Source organism: Acetobacter lambici, from assembly GCF_011516885.1.
Classification (GTDB): Bacteria; Pseudomonadota; Alphaproteobacteria; order Acetobacterales; family Acetobacteraceae; genus Acetobacter; species Acetobacter lambici.
On sequence record NZ_WOTD01000001.1, the window covers coordinates 406,538 to 426,710 of the forward strand.

General features: G+C 61.8%; 20 protein-coding genes and 1 tRNA gene. 12 read left to right on the forward strand and 9 right to left on the reverse strand.

What is annotated here, in order from left to right; translation table 11 throughout:
* Positions 1-28: 28 nt before the first annotated feature.
* From purM to GOB86_RS01925, 5 genes are all read left to right on the forward strand, one after another.
* Positions 29-1,111, forward strand: coding sequence for a phosphoribosylformylglycinamidine cyclo-ligase (gene purM, locus GOB86_RS01905; protein ID WP_165990675.1), 1,083 nt, complete (start codon positions 29-31; stop codon positions 1,109-1,111).
* The gene (gene purN / locus GOB86_RS01910; RefSeq protein ID WP_165990676.1) at positions 1,108-1,731 is read left to right on the forward strand and encodes a phosphoribosylglycinamide formyltransferase; all 624 of its coding nucleotides are present in this window, start codon (positions 1,108-1,110) and stop codon (positions 1,729-1,731) included. The genes purM and purN overlap by 4 nt, the downstream gene beginning before the upstream one ends.
* A 40-nt stretch (positions 1,732-1,771) precedes the next feature.
* A complete protein-coding gene (locus tag GOB86_RS01915; protein ID WP_165990677.1) occupies positions 1,772-3,094 on the forward strand; it encodes an RsmB/NOP family class I SAM-dependent RNA methyltransferase in 1,323 nt (440 codons plus the stop codon).
* A 94-nt stretch (positions 3,095-3,188) separates the two neighbouring features.
* Positions 3,189-3,851 (forward strand): ribulose-phosphate 3-epimerase, encoded by a 663-nt coding sequence (gene rpe, locus GOB86_RS01920; protein ID WP_165990678.1) that lies wholly within the window; start codon positions 3,189-3,191, stop codon positions 3,849-3,851.
* A gap of 101 nt (positions 3,852-3,952) precedes the next feature.
* A complete protein-coding gene (locus tag GOB86_RS01925) occupies positions 3,953-5,839 on the forward strand; it encodes a heparinase II/III family protein (RefSeq protein WP_165990679.1) in 1,887 nt (628 codons plus the stop codon).
* 238 nt (positions 5,840-6,077) lie between these two features.
* On the opposite strand, the gene GOB86_RS01930 is transcribed toward GOB86_RS01925, so the two are convergent.
* The 6 genes from GOB86_RS01930 to GOB86_RS01955 all read right to left on the reverse strand — a co-directional run bounded on the left by GOB86_RS01930 (position 6,078) and on the right by GOB86_RS01955 (position 9,979).
* A complete protein-coding gene (locus GOB86_RS01930; protein WP_165990680.1) occupies positions 6,078-6,566 on the reverse strand; it encodes a hypothetical protein in 489 nt (162 codons plus the stop codon).
* A 97-nt stretch (positions 6,567-6,663) separates the two neighbouring features.
* Positions 6,664-7,338, reverse strand: a complete 675-nt coding sequence (gene dnaQ / locus GOB86_RS01935; RefSeq protein WP_165990681.1) for a DNA polymerase III subunit epsilon — start codon at positions 7,336-7,338, stop codon at positions 6,664-6,666.
* Complete coding sequence (coaE, locus tag GOB86_RS01940) at positions 7,335-7,922, reverse strand: dephospho-CoA kinase (protein WP_165990682.1); 588 nt, start codon at positions 7,920-7,922, stop codon at positions 7,335-7,337. The genes dnaQ and coaE overlap by 4 nt, the downstream gene beginning before the upstream one ends.
* A gap of 38 nt (positions 7,923-7,960) precedes the next feature.
* A complete protein-coding gene (locus GOB86_RS01945) occupies positions 7,961-8,830 on the reverse strand; it encodes a shikimate dehydrogenase (RefSeq protein WP_165990683.1) in 870 nt (289 codons plus the stop codon).
* Positions 8,827-9,597: an N-formylglutamate amidohydrolase gene (locus tag GOB86_RS01950; protein ID WP_165990684.1), complete on the reverse strand. Its 771-nt coding sequence runs from the start codon at positions 9,595-9,597 to the stop codon at positions 8,827-8,829. Before GOB86_RS01950 ends, GOB86_RS01945 begins: the two co-directional genes overlap by 4 nt.
* Positions 9,598-9,670: 73 nt before the next feature.
* Positions 9,671-9,979 carry a hypothetical protein gene (locus tag GOB86_RS01955; protein WP_165990685.1) on the reverse strand — a complete coding sequence of 103 codons (309 nt, stop codon included), beginning with the start codon at positions 9,977-9,979 and terminating at the stop codon, positions 9,671-9,673.
* A gap of 245 nt (positions 9,980-10,224) precedes the next feature.
* Here GOB86_RS01955 and argH point away from each other — a divergent pair, with 245 nt between their 5' ends.
* The 5 genes from argH (at position 10,225) to GOB86_RS01980 (ending at position 17,260) form a co-directional block, all read left to right on the forward strand.
* Positions 10,225-11,673 carry an argininosuccinate lyase gene (argH, locus tag GOB86_RS01960; RefSeq protein ID WP_165990686.1) on the forward strand — a complete coding sequence of 483 codons (1,449 nt, stop codon included), beginning with the start codon at positions 10,225-10,227 and terminating at the stop codon, positions 11,671-11,673.
* Positions 11,674-11,678: 5 nt separating this feature from the next.
* Positions 11,679-11,819 (forward strand): hypothetical protein, encoded by a 141-nt coding sequence (locus GOB86_RS01965; RefSeq protein ID WP_165990687.1) that lies wholly within the window; start codon positions 11,679-11,681, stop codon positions 11,817-11,819.
* A 118-nt stretch (positions 11,820-11,937) separates the two neighbouring features.
* A complete protein-coding gene (gene lysA / locus GOB86_RS01970) occupies positions 11,938-13,281 on the forward strand; it encodes a diaminopimelate decarboxylase (protein WP_165990688.1) in 1,344 nt (447 codons plus the stop codon).
* 3 nt (positions 13,282-13,284) lie between these two features.
* Complete coding sequence (locus tag GOB86_RS01975; RefSeq protein ID WP_165990689.1) at positions 13,285-16,080, forward strand: DUF4175 domain-containing protein; 2,796 nt, start codon at positions 13,285-13,287, stop codon at positions 16,078-16,080.
* Between the two features lie 196 nt (positions 16,081-16,276).
* Complete coding sequence (locus GOB86_RS01980) at positions 16,277-17,260, forward strand: zinc-dependent alcohol dehydrogenase family protein (protein ID WP_165990690.1); 984 nt, start codon at positions 16,277-16,279, stop codon at positions 17,258-17,260.
* On the opposite strand, the gene GOB86_RS01985 is transcribed toward GOB86_RS01980, so the two are convergent.
* Positions 17,257-17,577, reverse strand: coding sequence for an ArsR/SmtB family transcription factor (locus GOB86_RS01985; protein WP_165990691.1), 321 nt, complete (start codon positions 17,575-17,577; stop codon positions 17,257-17,259). The two genes, GOB86_RS01980 and GOB86_RS01985, sit on opposite strands and share 4 nt — an antisense overlap.
* Before the next feature lie 99 nt (positions 17,578-17,676).
* On the opposite strand from GOB86_RS01985, the gene GOB86_RS01990 reads away from it, so the two are divergent.
* Positions 17,677-18,768, forward strand: a complete 1,092-nt coding sequence (locus tag GOB86_RS01990; protein ID WP_165990692.1) for an NADH:flavin oxidoreductase/NADH oxidase — start codon at positions 17,677-17,679, stop codon at positions 18,766-18,768.
* A 141-nt stretch (positions 18,769-18,909) separates the two neighbouring features.
* On the opposite strand, the gene panB is transcribed toward GOB86_RS01990, so the two are convergent.
* The gene (gene panB, locus GOB86_RS01995) at positions 18,910-19,728 is read right to left on the reverse strand and encodes a 3-methyl-2-oxobutanoate hydroxymethyltransferase (RefSeq protein ID WP_165990693.1); all 819 of its coding nucleotides are present in this window, start codon (positions 19,726-19,728) and stop codon (positions 18,910-18,912) included.
* Between the two features lie 213 nt (positions 19,729-19,941).
* On the opposite strand from panB, the gene GOB86_RS02000 reads away from it, so the two are divergent.
* Positions 19,942-20,027, forward strand: a tRNA-Tyr gene (locus tag GOB86_RS02000).
* Here the strand turns inward: GOB86_RS02000 and GOB86_RS02005 are convergent.
* Entirely contained in the window at positions 19,996-20,136 is a 141-nt protein-coding gene (locus GOB86_RS02005; protein ID WP_165990694.1) for a hypothetical protein, read from the reverse strand. The two genes, GOB86_RS02000 and GOB86_RS02005, sit on opposite strands and share 32 nt — an antisense overlap.
* Between the last annotated feature and the right edge of the window lie 37 nt (positions 20,137-20,173).

A 20,173-nucleotide genomic window follows, 5' to 3' on the forward strand; every position in this document is an offset into this window, starting at 1 on the left:
TACTCTCATTCGGACCAAGAGCGCACGCATGACGTCTTCTCCTAGCACCCCTTCCTCCGGCCTCACCTACCGTGATTCCGGCGTGGACATTGAAGCAGGCGAAGCCCTTGTTGACGCCATTCGCCCCGCCGCCAAAGCCACGGACCGGCCCGGCACCATGGGTGGCCTTGGCGGCTTTGGCGCTCTGTTCGACCTGAAGGCCGCAGGCTTTACCGACCCTGTTCTGGTCTCCTGCACAGATGGCGTTGGCACCAAGCTGACTGTCGCCATAGATAATGATCTGCACGAAACCGTGGGGATCGACCTTGTGGCCATGTGCGTGAACGACCTGATTGTGCAGGGGGCTGAGCCGCTTTTCTTCCTCGACTATTTTGCCACTGGTCGCCTGTCCGTTGCCTCCGCCGCCAAGGTTGTGCGCGGTATTGCCAAAGGCTGCGAACTCTCCGGCTGCGCCCTTGTGGGTGGCGAAACGGCTGAAATGCCCGGCATGTATGCCGATGGCCACTACGATCTGGCGGGGTTTTCCGTTGGTGCGGCCGAACGCACGGCCCTGCTGCCAGGAGCTATTGCCGCAGGTGATACGCTGATCGCGCTCCCCTCCTCCGGCGTGCATTCCAACGGCTTTTCGCTCGTGCGCCGCATTGTGGCCGATGCCCACCTGACATGGACAGACCCCGCAGCCTTTGCGCCGGGCAACACGCTGGGCGAGGCATTTCTGGAGCCAACCCGCCTGTACGTCCGCCCCGTTCTGGCGCTGCATAAGGCCGGTCTGCTGCACGGTGCGGCCCATATTACGGGGGGTGGTCTGCCGGGCAACCTGCCACGCGTGCTACCCGATGGGCTGGATGCGGTTATTGATCAGGCGTGGCCCATGCCGCCCGTATTCAAGTGGCTGGCCCGCACAGGCAACGTGGACGGGGCTGAAATGCTGCGCGTGTTCAACTGCGGTATTGGCATGATCCTGATCACCCCCGAGCCGGAAAAAGTTCTGGCCATGCTGGCCGAAGCTGGGGAGGAAGCCTTCCGTATTGGCTCCATTGCAGCCGCGGCAAGCCCGGATGCCAAACCTGAGCTTAAAATGCTGGCAACTCCGGATTTTCGGGCAGCATGAGCCCGCTTAAAACGCCTGTTGCCATTTTGCTCAGCGGGCGCGGCAGCAATGCCACGGCCCTGATCAAGGCGGCGCAGGACCCTGCTTTTCCCGCGCGTATCTGCCTTGTGCTGAGCAACAACCCCGACGCACCGGGGCTGGACATGGCACGTGCGGCGGGCCTGCCTGCCCAGGCAATAGACCACCGGACTTTTGGCAAGGACCGCGCAGCACACGAACGCGCCATCCATGCCGCTCTGGAAAATGCCGGGGCGCAGGCTGTATGCCTTGCGGGGTATATGCGCCTGCTGACCCCCTACCTGACCAACGCATGGGCCGGGCGAATGCTGAACATTCACCCCAGCCTGCTACCCTCCTTCCCCGGCCTGCATACGCATGAGCGTGCTCTGGCTGCTGGTGTGCGCGTGCATGGCTGCACGGTGCATCTGGTCACCGAGGGTATGGACGAAGGACCTATTCTGGGTCAGGCGGCAGTCCCTGTTCTGCCCGGAGATACCCCCGATTTACTGGCCGCACGCGTTCTGCAACAGGAGCACGGGCTTTATCCTCTGGCCTTGCAGCACTTTTTAACGCAAAACCCGGCAACAGCGCCCAACGGCGCCGCGCTTGTGGTGGCATAAGCCACCACCTCCCCTGCTTACCGAACGGTTTTTTGCCCCTATGACCACACCAGCGCGCCCATCCTCTTCCAAACCGCGTGGCAAGTTCCGCCCTGCCCCCCCGCAGCCCGACCCAACGCGGGATGTGGCGTTTGATATTCTGTGCGGCGTTGTGGAACACCGCCGTATGCTGGAGAACAGTCTCTCCCGCTCGGCCACCGCCCATCAGGCCGAGGCGCGCGACCGGGCTGCCGCCCACCGTCTGGCGGCAGCAACCCTGCGCCACATGGGCACGCTCCGCACGGTGCTGGAACCTTTTTTGAAAAAAGAACCACCAGAACCCGTGCGGGTCGCCCTGATGATGGGTTGCGCGCAACTGCTGTTTCTGGAAACACCACCCCACGCAGCCGTTGGCACCACAGTCTCCCTGCTGCGCAGGCGCAAGCTGGCCCCCTTTGCCGGGCTGGCCAACGCCGTATTGCGCCGCGTTGCCACCAGCGGCCCCAGCGTGCTGGAAGGGCTGGACCAGCCCCGGCTGGATATTCCCTCATGGCTATGGACCTCATGGGCAGGGCTAGGCAAAGGTGTGCCCCGCGCCATTGCGCAGGGCATCAGCCACGAAGCCCCGCTGGACATTACCTTACGCCCCGGCGCACAGGTGCCAGAAGGCGGCATAACGCTCCCCAACGGCTCCGTTCGCCTGCCCGCAGGCACCCGGGTTACGGAACTGCCCGGGTATGAGGACGGTGCCTTCTGGGTGCAGGATGCCGCCGCGACCCTGCCCGCCCGCCTGCTGAACGTACAGGCCAACGAGCAGGTAGCCGATCTGTGCGCAGCACCTGGTGGCAAAACCGCCCAGCTCGCCATAACGGGTGCGCAGGTCACTGCGGTGGAAAACAACCCCACCCGGCTGCTCCGCCTGAAGGAAAACATGGCCCGCCTTGGTCTGGAGGTCCGTACCTTGCAGGCCGATGCCGCCACATGGCAGCCCGATGCACCGCTGGATGCCATTTTGCTGGACGCCCCCTGCTCGGCCACCGGCACGGCCCGCCGCCACCCCGATGTGCTGTGGGTCAAACGCCCACGGGACCTGACCACCCTGACCGCCATGCAGGACAAACTACTGGCCGCGGCAAGGGACATGCTCCGCCCCGGCGGCAGGCTGGTCTATGCCGTGTGCTCCTTGCAGGAGGAAGAAGGACCAGCCCGCGCCCGTGCCGCACAGGCCATGGGGCTGGTGCCCATGCCTTTCACGCCCGAGGAACTCGCTTTTCTGCCAGAAGCGCTTACCCCGGAGGGCTGGCTGCGCACCCACCCCGGCCTATGGCTGGACAAGGGCGGTATGGACGGCTTTTTTGCCGCCCGCTTTACCCGCGCAGCCTGACCAACTGCCCCCTGTATAGGCAGTTGCCACGTAAAAGCGCGTAAACCATTTTTCTCCAGTTGCGCAGGCGGCTGCTATTGCGGATAAACAAGGAATGAGTTCTGCATCATTCCCCCTGATTGCCCCAAGTATACTGGCTGCGGATTTTGCGCGGCTGGGAGAAGAAGTGGAAGCCGTGGCCCACGCCGGGGCGGACTGGATCCATCTGGATGTGATGGACGGCCATTTTGTGCCCAATATTTCGTTCGGGCCAGCCGTGGTCAAGGCCCTGCGCGGGCGCACCACCCTGCCCTTTGACGTGCACCTGATGATTGCCCCCGTAGACCCCTATCTGGAGGCATTCGCCCAAGCCGGGGCGGACCAGATTCTCATTCACATAGAGGCCGGGCCACATACGCACCGCTCGCTCCAGTTGATCCGCCAGCTCGGGGCAAAGCCGGGCATTGTGCTGTGCCCCGCAACACCGGCAGACGCCATTGCCGAGGTCATGGACCTTGTGGATGTTATTCTGGTCATGACCGTAAACCCCGGCTTTGGTGGCCAGAAGTTTCTGCCAAGCCAGTTGCCCAAAATCTCCCGTATCCGGGACATGATCACACGCAGCGGGCGTGACATCCGTCTGGCGGTTGATGGGGGAATAGATGCAAAAACAGCGCCACTGGCAACACAGGCTGGCGCGGATGTGCTGATCGCGGGAAGCGCCGTTTACGGCAAGCCAGACTACGGCGCGGCCATTGCATCCCTCCGTCCCGCTTGATCTGCCGCATGGTGGGCACCGTGCAAATGCACCAAATGCTGTCATAAAGTTCCATTAGAGTAGCGCCTTTAACACCCCAGCTCTGGAGTTACACTCATCTAATGCCCCTACGCCGCTGGACCCGTGCCCCCCGCCTTGCCTATGCCATGCGCAACCCGCTTGGTGGTTTTGCACGTGTTCCCGCGGCCCCCGCCGTTGTGCTGCGGGACCTGTGGCCGGGCAATGCGACTGTAGGGGAAAAACTGGTCCGCAACCGGACCGAATTTGAAGGAGTGCCCCGCTCACTCCAGTCCGGCGTATGGGATGACCCGACATGGCCCACGGCTTACCGCCGGTGGTTACAGGGCTTTGGCTGGTTACAGGACCTACGCGAACTTGGCGCGGAATCCGCACGGATCAAGGCACGCACCCTTGTGGCGCACTGGATCCGCCTGCCCGCGGCCGAACGCGCGGTTATAGACCCATCCGTAACCGGGGCGCGGCTATGCGCATGGCTTGGCTGTTACGAGTTTTTTGCAGCCTCTGCGGATGATGCTTTCCGGCAGAACCTTATGGCCTCCCTTATGATGGAGGCTCGCTCCATCATGGCGCTCATGCCCGATGCCGTTTATGGCTGGCAGGCTTTGTGCGCGCTCAAGGGGTTGCTGGCTGTTGCGGTCTCCATTCCCGACTACCCGGAGTTTCTGACCCGCTACCTGCGTTTGATTGACGAGGTCATAACCAGCCAGATTCTGCCCGATGGTGGCCATATTACCCGCAGCCCCGAAGAGCTGTTCCTGACCGTAAAGGAACTGGCCGAAATGCTCTACATTCTTCAGGCCGCGCGCCTGCCACTCCCCACAACGCTGGTGGATGCCGCCAACCGCACGGTTCCCGCCCTGCGCGCCATGCGCCATGCTGATGGTGGACTGGCCCTGTTTAATGGTAGCCGCGAGCGTGACCCGCAACTGGTGGAACTCGTACTCAACCGTGCATCCCGCTCGCGGGTTATGGCAGCGGGCCTGCCCGATAGCGGGTTTGCCCGGCTGAGCAGTGGTCGCGCGCTGGTTATAGCCGATGCGGCAGCCCCAGCCCCCGCAGGCTTTGACCATACAGCCCATGCGGGCATGCTCTCGTTCGAATTTTCATCCGGCAAACAGCGGCTGATCGTCAATTGCGGTGCCAGCAGGCAGAAGGGCTGGGCAGAAGCACTCCGCTACCCTGCGGCCCATTCCGTGCTGGAACTTGCGGGCATGTCCCCCATGACGTTCGAGACCAACGGCACCACCAGCAGGCCACCACAGGTCAGCCGCACCCACGCCACACAGGATGGCGCGCACTGGCTGGACATGACCCATAACGGGTACGAAAGTCAGGGCGGAGGCGTGTACCACCGCCAGCTTTATCTGGGCAAGGACGGCCGGACACTCCGGGGGGAAGAAAAACTGGAAGGGGCTACGCTGGCCCGCGCGCCCTGTGTGCGCTTCCACCTGCACCCTGACATTATGGTGGAACCAACCGAAAACGGGCACCTGCTGCACAGCGAAGAAGAAAGCTGGCTCTTCCAATCCGACGGGCAGGTTCGTGTGGAAGAAAGCGTGTATCTGGGGCAGGGCCGCAGAACAACTACGCTCCAGCTTGTCATTACTCCCCCTCTGCCACCACAGGACGAGGCTCCCCCCGCCCTTTCCCCCGAGGAAAACGCGGAAGAGAATGCGCACCCCGCGCCACCGGATGAGCCAGAGGGCACAGCCGACACACCCACACCACCCGAGCAGGAACGCACGCTGGAAGCAGCCCCCGCAGCACAGGATAACGTGCCCGATACCAGCATGGACCACCCAGAACCCGAGGTTACGGAAAGTGCCGTCGATATTGCCCCTAAGGCAAATACGCAGGAGCCTTCCCCCACGCCCCAGAGCACTAGCGCCCTGCCGCCGGCACACCCGCTGGCGGGGTTACCGCCACCCAAACCAATCCACTGGGCGCTTTCCCTCGTCAATGAGTGAGGGTGCGGTTGTAACAACACGCGCCTTAGCAAAGGGGAGGTTGCTCACCGTGCTGCTTTCCGTTGGTGTAAGCCGGAACAACTGACGACAAGCAGGAAGAGAACTGCCGCCAGAAGGCAGGGCAAGGCCATGCAACAATAAGCCCGCTATGACCAATGGATCATAGCGGGCTTATTGCTGATGCCTGCAAGCGCATCCGGGACCGCATGAGTATTCCCCCATGCGGTCCCGGACCGGTTCAGTCTTTTTTGGCGGGGCTATCCGTAACGGCTTTTTTAGGCACGGGCAAAAAACGGATGCTCAGACGCGACGGAGAGGCCGCAAGACGCCCCCCTGTGCGGATTTCATCCAGCCGGATACGCACACCTGAGTCATTTTCCATCAGATGCCCGGCAACGCCCTTGCCCACAGTTGTCTCGCCCGAGAGCGACCAGTACGTGCCTGCAAAATCTTCCAGCCGTTGCAGATTGTAGACCTTGCCCACACTATTGCCGGAGGAAAAACCAATTGCGGCGGCCGAAGCCCCACTGACTTCAAACGGGTAGTCATGCCCGCCATAAGTCAGCACACCGTTGCCCCATGTATACCCCACCCCCAGATCGGCCGAGCGGGTTTTGAAGGTAACCTCCGCCATGGCAGGGCCGAGAGCGGTCTCTGCTCCTGCGGGCAAAGCCCATGCGCCGGACAGTGCCAGAGCCGCAAGAAAACGACGGGATGCTAAGCGCATCAAAAATGCTCCTTGTATTCGGGACCACCAAAACATGGCATAGGGTGTTGCCGCTGCATAGCCTTATTGCTGGCATAGAGGGGAATGGCTGAGCGGCTCAGGCGTTCCAGATCGGGTCTTTGAGCTTTTCCACAAAGGCTGCGTGTACGGCCAGTTCCGCGGCTGTGGGGCAGACTTTTACAACCCTGCGTTCCGCTGGCCCGTCGTACACCACGGCGGGGGACTGCTCCCCATCCGCCATAAGCCCAAGGCCGTGCTGCCGACCGCCCATAAGTTCCACATACACTTCGGCCAGCAGCTTGCAGTCCAGCAAAGCGTTGTGGGTTGTGCGGGCGGACAGGTCCACACCAAAACGGCGGCACAGGGCATCCAGACTGTTCGGCATACCGGGAAAACGCTCACGCGCCATATCCAGCGTATCGACCATACGCCCCATATCCAGCGGTTTGCGGCCAGCACGTTTGAGCTCGGCATTTAAAAAACCAAAGTCGAACCGGGCGTTATGTGCAATCAGGGCATCATCCCCAACAAACGCCAGAAAGTCGCCTGCAACCTCAGCAAATTTTGGCTTACCTACAAGGTCTTCACGCGTAAAGCCGTGCACGCGGCTGGCCTCTTCGGGCACATCCCGCTCGGGGTCGAGCAGGGTGTGGTAGCTATTGCCCGTTGGCAGGTCACCCACCAGTTCAAGGGCTGCAATTTCAATCACCCTATCCCCGGTTGCAGGGTCCAGGCCTGTTGTTTCCGTGTCAAACAGGATGGATCGCTTCATGCCCTCAAACTCCCGATAAAGCGGCGGACCTGCCGCTCTGTTTCCTTCATAGACAACCCGGTGCGGATGACGGCGTCCGCCTTTTGCCGCCTGCGGACATCGGGCATCTGACAGGCTATCAGTTTCCGGGCCTGTGTATGAGGCATGTTCCGCCGCAACGCCACCCGCCTGCGCTGCACCCATGCTGGCGCTGAGACCACAACCACCCTGTCGCACAGCCGATCCGCCCGTGTTTCAAACAGCAAGGGAATATCCAGCACAACACAGGCCGCACCCGTTTGGCGGTAGTGCCGCAAAAACCTTGCACGCGCACGGCGCACCAGCGGGTGCATAATGGCTTCCAGTTTTTTCAGCAGCGCCGGATGGTCCAGCACAGCCTGCCGGAGTGCGGCCCGGTCCAGCCCCCTTTCCGTTACGGCTTTGGGCACCAGCCGCGCTATGGGGGGCAATGCGGCACCACCGGGAGCCTGTAAGCTATGAACAACCGCATCTGCATCAAACACAGGTAGCCCTGCACGGCGCAGCATGGTGGCAACCGTGCTCTTGCCCATACCCATGCCGCCGGTCAGGCCCAGTATCCGCATGCTCAAACCCTGCCCTGATCAGAAGGAGTGGACTGTGCTCAGAAGCTGTTCAGAACATAGTCCCGCGTTGCGTCATCCACCTGTGGGTCAACACCAAACCATTCCCTAAAGCCCAGCCGTGCCTGATGCAAAAGCATGCCCAGCCCCCCCACCGTACGCAGGCCCTGCCCTGTTGCCGCGGCCAGCAGGGGCGTAACGCGGGGCACATAAACAATATCCGCCACGACCAGATGGTCTGATGCATGCACCAAAGAGGGACTGAACAACGGGTCTGGTCCCCCCTCCATACCCAGCGAGGTCGTATTGACCAGCAGAGCAAATTCCCCCAGCCGCTGCTCCCACACATGCCATGGCAGCACGTCCGTACCGGGCAGTGCTGCGGCCAGAGCCTCGGCCCGCTCCTGTGTGCGGTTGGTTATGGCAACCTTGACACCTCTATCCTGCAAGGCGGCAGCCACGGAACGCGCGGCACCACCGGCCCCCAGCAACAGGGCGCGGGTCTGTGGCCTTGGGGGCAGGCTGCTGGCTTCCAGACTGGCAACAAACCCGCCACCATCGGTTGAAAGGCCAAGGATTTTACCATCCTCGCGGAACACAAGCGTGTTCACAGCTCCTGCCCGCCGGGCGGAAGCATCAAGCACATCGGCCAGTTGGTAAGCGGCCTCCTTGTGGGGAATGGTCACATTGGCACCCCGAAAACCCGCTGCCTGTAACCCCAGCACGGCAGCAACAAAATATTCGGGAGCCGCAGGCAGGGGCACATAGGCACCATCTACCCCATAGCGGCGCAGCCAGTAGTTATGCAGCGCAGGTGAACGGGAATGTTCGACCGGCCAGCCAAGTACCCCGGCCAGTCTGGCCTTGCCAGTAATGATCTGGGGTGCCGGGGTGGGTAAAGATGTGGTCATGGCCGCTGTTCGTACCTTGTGCAAAAAATCTGCCATGCTCTGGGGAGCAGGCTGGCCAGACGAGCGGCCCATTCCGCCTGACCGGCGGGATGGGCGATCAGGTCCTGACGAATTTCAATTTCAATATGCGGCAATACGCGTTGTTCGCCGTGCAGAGGGATTGTGTAATCCGATGTATCGGTCAGGGCATAGGGTTCATTATCCCCCACGACCAGCCCTTCCGCCCGAAGCAGATCAATCATGATCTGTGCCAGACGCGGGTCGTGGTTATGCAGCAGGCCAGCATGCCACGGGCGCTCCTGCCCACGCATGACGGGGGTAAAGCTGTGCAGGGCCACCACTACCACGGGGCGCCCCTGCGCCAGACGGGCATCGATCTCCTGCGTGATCCGCTGGTGGTAGGGGTGCAGAATGGCCCGTTCACGCCATGCCGCATCCTGCGCACTCAGGTTCTGATTACGAGGAACCGGTGTGCCATCACTTTGAGTTACAATGGAAGTGGGATGCCCGGGGGCACGGTTACAGTCGATAACCAGACGGGAGTAGACCTGCTCGATCAGCACGGCAGGCAGGGCGTCGGCCAGTTTGCGGCCCACCCCGTCTATGCCGATATCCCATCCAATATGCCGCGCGCGTTCATCCGCGCTCAGGCCCAGCCCCTCCAGCGCGGGGGGAATGGCCTGCCCCGCATGGTCACTGACCAGCACAAAAGGCTGGCCTGCATCGCGCCCGTAAACCCTAAAGCTTTCAGCCAATGTTTCTGTCATCAGGTATCAAGCATTTGCCAGTCTGCGGGGTGGGGTCATACCCGCACCCCAACCAAAGTCTGAAAAAAGCGCCTTACTGGGCGGAAGACACAATAACAGCCGCCAGATCGGCCTCGGCCCTTACGCGGCCTGCGTCCTCACCACCCAGACCTTCCGCGTCCAGACCGCTGCCATCAAGCGCGTAGACCAGATAGGCCGGGTCCGTACCATCGAGCGATTCTTCGCCACCTTCACTGTAGCTGCGGGCTGCCACATATTCTGGCCCACGCATCTTTTCTTCCAGCCGACGGACGGCGGTAATCGGGTTTTCTGCCTTGATCACTTCGAGCAGCACATTGGCTGCCGGGTCGATCACTCCAAAAGTTGCAAGTTCGTGAGCCATGGTGTTTTCCTGAACCCTTTGTAATTTACACACTTTATAAGCAGAGAAATGGGCATGCAGCCACCCCCGCGCACCCCACTTTGGGTATAAAAACCCCGCCCGCACCGCAGCACTGGCATGATCTGACGCACGAATGGTGGTTTGCGCACCAAGGCATGCGCCGGTAGGATGGGCTTTGCATTCAGCCCTCTGCGGTATTATGGCTGCGGCTCAACGATACATGTAAACGAACAGGTCAGCCAACCATGTCTTTGAAGAACCAGCCCCCGGCCCAAGCAGCCACCACAGCCAATGCCAATGCGCAGTGGGGCGGACGATTTGCGGGTGGACCTTCGGACATCATGCAGGCCATCAACGCCTCCATCAGCTTTGATAAAGCCCTGTGGAAGCAGGATATTGCCGGCTCCCTGGCCCATGCGGCCATGCTGGCGCATGTGGGCATCATCTCCCGCGAGGATGAAGCGGCAATCCGCAAGGGGCTGACCGAAATTGGCGCGGAAATCGCGGCTGGCAACTTTGCTTTTTCCGAAGCGCTGGAAGACATTCACATGAATATCGAAGCCCGCCTGTCCGAACGGATTGGCGAGGCTGGTAAACGCCTGCACACCGCGCGCTCACGCAATGATCAGGTGGCAACCGACTTCCGCCTGTGGGTGCGCGACGCCATAGACGGGCTGGACCAGCAGGTAGCATCCCTCATGCGCGCGCTGGCCGAGCGCGCGCGCGAACATGCGGCCGACCCAATGCCCGGCTTTACGCACCTGCAAACGGCGCAGCCGGTCACATTTGGCCACCACCTTATGGCCTATGTGGAAATGCTGGCCCGCGACCGGGGCCGTCTGGCCGATACGCGCCGCCGCCTGAACGAATGCCCCCTTGGCTCGGCCGCCCTTGCTGGCACGTCCTTCCCCATTGACCGGAAGATGACCGCCAGCCTGCTGCACTTTGACCGCCCGACCGCCAATTCGCTCGATGCGGTTTCTGACCGTGATTTCGCGCTTGAATACCTGTCCGCCCTGTCCATCATGGCCATGCATCTCTCCCGCATGGCAGAAGAGATTGTGATCTGGTGTTCCTCCCCCTTCTCCTTCATCCGACTGTCGGACGCCTTTACCACCGGTTCTTCCATCATGCCGCAAAAGCGCAACCCGGATGCGGCCGAACTGGTCCGCGCCAAAACAGGCCGCATTAACGGCAGCCTGATCGGACTGCTAACGGTCATGAAAGGGCTGCCGCTGGCCTACGCCAAGGACATGCAGGAAGACAAGGAACCCGTTTTTGCCGCAACAGATGCCGCCGCCCTGTGCCTTGCCGCATGTGATGGCATGGTGCGTGACATGACCGCCAACACGCAGCAGATGCGCGCACTGGCGGGCTCTGGCTACTCCACCGCGACCGACATTGCGGACTGGCTGGTGCGTGTGCTCAAGGTGCCCTTCCGTACCGCCCACCACGTAACGGGCCGCCTTGTTGCCCGGGCGGAAGCCCAGAACATTGGTCTGGCGGACCTGACACTGGCTGAAATGCAGGCCGAAGAGCCGGGCATTACGCAGGATATCTACTCTGTTCTGACCGTTGACGCCTCCATAGCCTCCCGCACGAGCGAGGGCGGGACCGCTGGCTCCAACGTTCTGGCGCAGGCCACGCGCTGGCTGGACACGCTGGCAGACCACCCCACCACAGCAGAAGGCTGAACACGATGACCCCCCGCCTGTTCATCGGCCTGTTTTTGGCAACCGTGTTGTGCCTGCCGCTGGCCGCCTGTGGCAAAAAGGGGCCCAATGTAGCCCCCGGCCCGCGTGACAAAATTACCTACCCCCACGTCTATCCGCCGGACTGAGCGTAACACCCCGGGCACAACAGCCCCGCACCTGTGCCCAAGCGCGCCCGGTGTGAGGCTACTGGCCGCCTCGCCCACCCTTGACCCTACCCCTTTTTCCTAAGGCCCTGTTCGCCTCATGGCTGACCTACCCGTCTATACCGACGCCGACCCCACGCTTGCTGAACTGCTGGCAACACACCCGCAACTGACAACAGACCCCGTATGCGGGCTGATGTTTGAGGGTGTTCCCCTTAACGCCATTGCCGATGCCGTGGGCACACCCTGCTGGGTGCTGGGTGCTGGCACACTGCGCCAGCGCCTTGGCCGCATGCAGGCGGCCATGAAAAACGCCGGGCTGGACGTAAGCATTCACTACGCAGTCAAGGCGAATGACCACTTATCCGTTCTCTCCCTTATCGGGGAGGAAGGGTACGGCGCGGATATTGTGAGCGGTGGCGAACTGGCCCGCACCCAAAAAGCAGGCATTGCCGCACAACGGGTGGTGTTTTCCGGCGTGGGCAAAACCGATGCGGAACTGGAATACGCCATTGGTCTGGGCATTGGTCAGATCAACGTGGAAAGTGCTGAGGAACTGGCCATTATCTCGGCCATTGCAACACGCCTTGGCAAGCAGGCCACCGTTACGCTGCGCATCAACCCCGATGTGGATGCCAAAACCCACGCCAAAATCACAACAGGGCTTGCCGCCAACAAGTTTGGCATTCCGTTTGATAACGCAGCCGCCCTGTATGCCCACGCCTTTACCCTGCCCGGCCTTAAGCCGGTCGGCTTTGCCACCCATATTGGCAGCCAGATACTCTCCACCGCGCCATACCGTGCCGCCTACGCCCGCGTGGCCGAACTGGTCCGTACCGTGCGTGCAAGCGGCCTGAGCGTGGAAGCCGTGGATTGTGGCGGCGGGCTGGGCATTAGCTACCGCAACGAGGTGGAAGGCCAGCCCGAAGCACTGGCAGGCGCCATCCGCGCGGAGCTGGGCGAGTTGGGTCTGCGGCTGAGCATTGAGCCGGGGCGCTGGCCCATAGGCCCGGCGGGTGTGTTGCTGAGCAGCGTTATCCTGCGCAAGGAGGAAGGACTACCCAGCCCGTTTGTGGTGCTCGACGCCGCCATGAACGACATGGTCCGCCCCAGCATGTATGACGCATGGCATGGCATTGTGCCCCTGGCACCCCAGTCCTTCAGCCAGCCCGTAGCCCCCACCCATGTTGTTGGCCCGGTTTGCGAAAGTGGTGACACTTTTGCGCGTGACCGCCTGCTTCCACCCCTTGGCCGTGCATCCCGTATAGCCATTCTGGACACGGGCGCTTATGGTGCAGTCATGAGTTCCACCTACAACAGCCGCCCTCTGGCAACGCAGGTTCTGGTAGAGAACGGACAATGGACGGTCATACGCCCCCGGCAGACACTGGAAGAGTTGTGGCAAGATGAAGCCATGCCAGCCCCCCCCACCGGAAAAGTATGACACATGGGCGGTCTGAAACATGATCTGACCGCGTCAACCGCGCAGGATGGTACACTGGCGGCCCGTCTGGCCCATATGCGCCGCCATGCGGCCCTTGTTTTGCACATTGAACGGCTCTGGCCAGCACTCCAGCCAACACTGGCCATGCTGGGGGGCTACACGCTGGCGGGCCTGCTCCGCCTGCCCCAACACCTATCGGACGGCCTGCGCCTTGTTGGCGTGGCGGGCTGGCTGAGCCTGTGTGGCTGGCGGCTCCATACCGATCTGGGCCGTTTGCGGCCCAACACACCGGAGGAAGTTGACCGCCGGATCGAACAGGCATCCAGCCTGCACAACCGCCCCCTTGCCAGCCTGATGGACACCCCCGCCCCGCTGCCCCATACCAGCAGCACCGTCCTGTGGCAGGCCCACCGGCAACGGCTTCTGGCCTCCCTTGGTCATTTGCGGGCGGGCTGGCCCAACCTTATGCCCCAAGGGCGCGCCCGCCAGCTTACAGCCGCTGGTCTGGTGGTAGCCCTTGGCATTGCCACGGGTATTGCTGGCCCCTCCGCTCCGGGGCGCGTTCTGGCCGCCTTTATTCCGGGGCGCGATGACCCGGACGTACCCCTGCCCCACATAGATGCGTGGATCACCCCCCCCACCTACGCACCAGACGCTCCCGTATTTTTAAGCGCAGGCCACCCCGTGCCACAGGTGCTCGAAGGGGCGCACCTGACCGTTATTGTAAACGGCATGGCCTCCCATCCCGTGCTGCAAGGCTCACGCGGCATGGTGGCGCAGGATGCAAAACGCCAGAAGCTGGACCCGCATAGCTGGAAGCTGGAAGTCACCCTGACCCATAGCGGCCTGCTCCGCCTGACCGGGCGGGCGCGCACCATTGCAAGCTGGCCCATAACTGTTCTGCCAGATCTGGCACCCCAGGTCGCCTGGGGAGAATCTCCCGGCGCCACCGCCAAGGGCGACTGGCATACCCGCCTGCCCTACACCGCCAGCCATGCCTATGGCCTGTCGGATGTTAAGGTTGTGCTGCACGCAACCCACCCCGCCCGTGGCGCCAACCCCAAGCGGGAACTCAGCATTCCCCTCCCCCTGACCGGGCACCCCAAATCGGTTAAAAATGTTGTGGCACCCGACCTGTCGGAAAACCCGTGGGCCGGGCAGGAAGTCACAGGCCAGATTGAGGCCACCGCCACCAGCGGCCACAAGGGGCTGAGTGCTCCAGCCACGTTCAGGCTTGGGGGCCGGGTTTTCCACTCCCCCATTGCCCGCGCCATTCTGGATGTGCGCAGACGTTTTGCTCTGGAGCAGGAAAAGCGTGAAGACACCGCGCAGGATCTGGAAGCACTGGGCGAGGCCCCCGGGCCGGTGCATGACCATACAGGCATGTTCCTGAACCTGACCAGCATTGTAGCCCTGCTCGATAACGCCGACATAGATGCCCAGACAGCACGAACAAGTGCGACCAACCTGCTATGGGACCTTGCGCTGGATATAGAAGACCGGCGCACAGGCGATAACACCAGTGCCCAAGCCTCCATCGACGTACGCGCAGCACAGGCCGATGTTGCCCAGAAACTGGCCGACATGAAGCGCGACGGCACCCACAACCAGCAAGCACAGGAAGAACTGGAACAGAGCCTTAAAGCACTACAGGACGCCATTGCCCGCAAAATGCAGGCTCTGGCCGATGCCGCCCTGCGCAACCATACAGCCATACCTGACCTGCCCGGTTTTTCCGCCGCAGGGAACAAGGCGTTTGACCGGCTGATGAAACAACTGCGCTCCGATGCCGCCAATGGCCGCTCGGGGGATGCCATGCAACGCCTGCAGGAGATGGAAAACGCAACCGAGCGCATGCGCAACGCAACACCACAGGACCTTGCCGCTCTGGCCCAGCAGATGCTGGCACAGCAAAAAGCACGCGAACAGGCCGCCGCCCTGCACGACCTGACAACCAAGGAATCCAGCCTGCTGGACCACGCCCAGTCCCGCCTTGATGAGCATTTGCGCAGCCTTTCCCAACAGCAGAGCGACCTTGCCGATGATGGGGATGGAGAAGCCGCGGAATACGCCAACCTCCCTACATCCGAACTCCTGCGCAGGCTTGGACTTTCCGCTCCACCGGACATGGGCGCGCCCAACACAGGCCCACAACCCGCACCCGGCGCAACACAACCCCCGGCAGGCATGCCAGACCCCGCCAAGGCGGAAGCGCAGGCCACCGCACGCCGTACGGAACGGGCCACCCAACATGCGCTTGAACAGGCCCTGAGCGAGCTCAAAGACGAGTTCAAGGACTTAACCGGCAAAACCCCCGATGCGTTTGAACAGGCCCGCAAGAACATGGCCGCCGCCCGCAAGGCACTGGCCGATGGAGACGATGCCGCCGCCGCCAGTGCGGAGGAAAAAGCGCTTGAGGCCCTGCGCCAGAGCCGCAAACAGATGCAGGACAGCATGAAGGGCAACGGCCAGAACACAACCCCCAGCTTTTTGCCCTCCTTTGGCAATCGTGGTGACGGCTCGTCCGGCTCGGGCAATACGGGGGAAAGCGGCAATGGTCAGCCCTCCGATAATGCAGGCGAAAACGGGGATGACGAAAACACAACCGGCAAGGACCCGCTTGGTCGCAAGGAAGGCGAAGGCGCGGACCAAAACACGGATGACAGCACCCATATTCCTGACACGGTAGCCCGCCAGCGTGCGCGTGAGATTGAACAGGAACTGCGCCGCCGCGATTCCGACCGCACCCGCCCGCAACAGGAACTGGAATATCTGGACCGCCTGCTCAAACCTTTCTGAGCAGACCATAGCCCTGCGCGGGGCCACTCAGGGCCGGTCATGCCACTACAGTGACCCCGCAATGCGCAGGTCCGGCCTTCCCGCGCCACGGGCCGCACGGCACATACTGGACCAAGGCCGCCCCAACGCGGCATAACAGACGGGCACAGGGTGCCAGTTTTGCAAGCCTGCCGCCCCATATAAAGGGAGAGCCTTCATGTTCGCCATGCGTCTGCACAGCCCGCGCACCCCACTGCAATGGGAAGAACTGCCCGACCCCACCCCCGGCCCGGACCAGATACGGGTCAAGGTGCTGGCCTGTGGCGTGTGCCGCACGGATCTGCACGTAGTCGATGGCGATCTGACCCACCCCAAACTGCCCGTAACGCCGGGGCACGAAATTATTGGCCGTATTGATATGCTGGGCAGTGGCGTTACGTCGCTTCAGGTTGGGCAGCGCGTGGGTATTCCGTGGCTGGGCCATACGTGCGGCCACTGCCCCTACTGCGCCACCGACCACGAAAACCTGTGCGACCACCCCATTTTTACCGGCTACACGCGTGATGGCGGTTACGCCACAATGACTGTGGCCGATGCGCATTTTGCCTTCCCCATGGGGGAGGTCGGGTCCGATGTCTCATTGGCTCCCCTGCTATGCGCGGGGCTGATCGGCTGGCGATCACTTGGCAAAACGGGCAACGCCCAGAAAGTTGGTCTGTACGGCTTTGGGGCCGCGGCACATATTATTGCGCAGGTGCTGGTCTGGCAAAAACGCGAGGTTTACGCCTTTACCCGCCCGAACGACACAAAAACGCAGGAATTTGCCCGCTCACTGGGGGCCAGATGGGCCGGTGGGTCGGACGCTCTGCCGCCCGAACAACTGGATGCGGCCATTATTTTTGCCCCCGACGGCGCTCTGGTACCCGCAGCCCTTAAAACCCTGCGCAAAGGGGGCCGCGTGGTGTGCGCGGGTATCCATATGAGCGAGATCCCCGCTTTTTCCTACGATACGTTGTGGGAGGAGCGCGATATTGTCTCCGTTGCCAACCTGACACGGGAGGACGGGTTGGAGTTCCTCTCCCTCGCGCCCAAAATTGGCATCCACACGACCACCACGACCTATGCGCTCAAGGACGCCAATAAAGCGCTGGATGATCTGCGCCATGGCCGGTTTGATGGCGCCGCCGTACTGGTGCCCTAAGCGGGCACATCCCCGGCTCTGGCCGCTGCCAGAATGGCGGCCAGAACACCGGGAAAACGACTTTCCAGTTCCTGTTCACGCAGGGAGTTCATATGGGTCACGCCCACAACATCGGTACGGATGACCCCCGCCTTGCGCAGCACGGAAAAATGGTGCGACACGGAGGACTTTGGCCGCCCATCCTGCAACGGCGCACAGGGCTGTGGCTGGCAGAGTGCAAGCTTGCGCACCACCTCCAGCCGGAACGGGTCGGACAGGGCGTAAAGCAGGCAGGACAGTTGCAGGTCCTGCGTCAAAGGGTGGTCATACTGCTTCATGAAAATATCTGACCTGCCTCTTCCCTTGCTTTGCCCGTTAGTTCGACTATAGTCGAACTAACGGGGCTATAACGCCCCTTTGTAACAGGAGCATGGTCCATGCCAACGCTTTTCGACTCTTATACCCTTAAAGGCAGCACACTGCGCAACCGCATTGCTGTTGGCCCCATGTGCCAGTATCAGGCGCAGGACGGTATGCCCAATGACTGGCACAGCGTACACTATGCCTCCCTCGCACGGGGTGGCGCGGGGCTTGTCACGCTGGAAGCCACCGCTGTCTCCCCCGAAGGGCGGATTACCCCCAACTGCCTTGGCCTGTGGAATGATGAGCAGGCCGCAGCCTTTGCCCCCATTGTTGCCAGCATTCGCAAAACAGGGGCAACACCGGGGATCCAGATTGCCCATGCAGGCCGCAAGGCCAGCGCCCATGTGCCATGGGAGGGCGACGACCATATTGCAGCCTCCGACCCGCGCGGCTGGCAGCCCATTGCCCCCTCCCCCGTAGCGTTTGGCGCTAACCTGCCCCGCGTTCCGCATGAAATGACCCTTGAGGACATTGAGCGCGTTAAAAACGACTTTGTCGCCGCAGCCATTCGTGCGCGTGACCTAGGGTTTGAGTGGCTGATGCTCCATTTTGCCCACGGGTATCTGGCGCAGAGCTTCTGGTCCACGCACTCCAACAAACGCACCGACCGTTATGGTGGCTCGGCCGAAAACCGTGGACGCTTTTTGCTGGAAACACTGGCCGCCGTGCGCGCCGTCTGGCCAGAAGACCGCCCGCTGAGCGCACGTTTTGGCGTCATTGAATTTGATGGCAACGACGAGCAGACGCTTGAGGACTCCATTGCCCTCGTGCGTAAAATGAAAGAGCACGGACTGGACTTTCTGGATGTCAGCATCGGATTTTCCACCCCCGATGCCACCATTCCGTGGGGTGCGGGCTTTATGACCCCCGTCGCCCACAAGGTGCGGCAGGCAACGGGGCTGCCCGTCACCACATCGTGGTACATCAGCGAAGGACGTCAGGCTGATGCGCTGATCCGTAACGAGATTGTGGATGTGGCCACAATCGGCCGTCCGCTGCTGGCCAACCCACACTGGCCGCACGAAGCCGCGCGTATTCTGCACGCCAAGGACGCAAAAACCGTTCTGCCGCCATCCTACGCATGGTGGCTCGCACGCTACCAGTAACGCGGCACCCCAAAATCCGCGTTAACGACCAGCCCGTATCAGGCCTGACCTGTGCGGGCTGGCTGCACCATAACCCGCACATATTATGGCGGGTTATGGCGCTCTACCTCCCCAAATCCCCCAAAAAACATTCTGGCAGGCTTAGTCCGCCTTGGGCATGCCCACACATTCCGCAGGGCCGGGAAAAGTGCGTGTGCGCACCGCTTGGGCATACTCCGCCACGGCACGGTCCACCTCCTGCCCCAGATTGGCGAACTTACGCACAAACCTTGGCGTAAAGTCGGGGAACAGACCCAGCATATCCTCGGCTACCAGAATCTGCCCATCGCACTGCGGGGATGCCCCTATGCCAATGGTCATAATACCAAGGGCTTCGGTTATGGCGCGTGAGAGGGGTTCCATTGTGCTCTCGATCACCACGGCAAAGGCTCCGGCTTTTTCCACCGCCAGAGCATCGGCCATAACCTGCTCGGCCTCGCTCCCGCGCCCGATAGTCCGGAAGCCCCCATGCGCATGCACGGCCTGCGGCTTAAGCCCGATATGCCCGATAACCGGAATACCGCGCTGAACGAGGAATTCTATGGTCGGGGCCATTTCCTGCCCCCCTTCGAGCTTGACGCACCCAGCCCCCGTTCTGGCCATAATATCCGCCGCCACCCGGAACGCCTGCTGCGGGCTTTCCTGATAACTGCCAAAAGGCATATCCACGGCCACACAGGCCTTCTGGCTCCCGCGCACAACGGCCTGCCCGTGGGCGATCATCATATCCACACTGACCGCCAGTGTGGACTCCATGCCGTACACCACCATGCCCAGCGAATCCCCTACCAGAAGCAGGTCGCAATGGGGGTCCAGCAGGCGGGCCATGGGGGTTGTGTATGCGGTCAGGGAGACTATGGGCGTATCCAGTGCCGCCAGCGAACGGGGCGTGTGCCGCCGCACTGTGTGGTGTTTGCTCAAAACCTAAACTCCCCGTAACTGTCGGATACCCAAAACCGGATGCAGCTTTTCCCCTAACCTCCACATATGTCCACCCCAAAGCCTGTAAATCTTTTGCCAATCCGTAACGCTCTTGATGCAGCATAAAACCCCCTAACCCACCACGGGCAAAGAATATTCATCAAAGCCATTGACAACCCCCAACTCAGGCTTTAGGTGAGTGCTCAACAAGTCGGAGGGGTGCCCGAGTGGCTAAAGGGGGCGGACTGTAAATCCGCTGGCGTACGCCTACGTTGGTTCGAATCCAACCCCCTCCACCATTTTTCCAAAATAAAAATCGTCATATTTTACCTGCATTTTTCTCAAATGCGGTGTTTTTGCATGCGTTGCACTGTGCCGCTGTACTTCCATGGCCTGTGCGTGGGCCATGCTGCTGCATGCCCTGCCTTACTCGCACTTGCTGGAC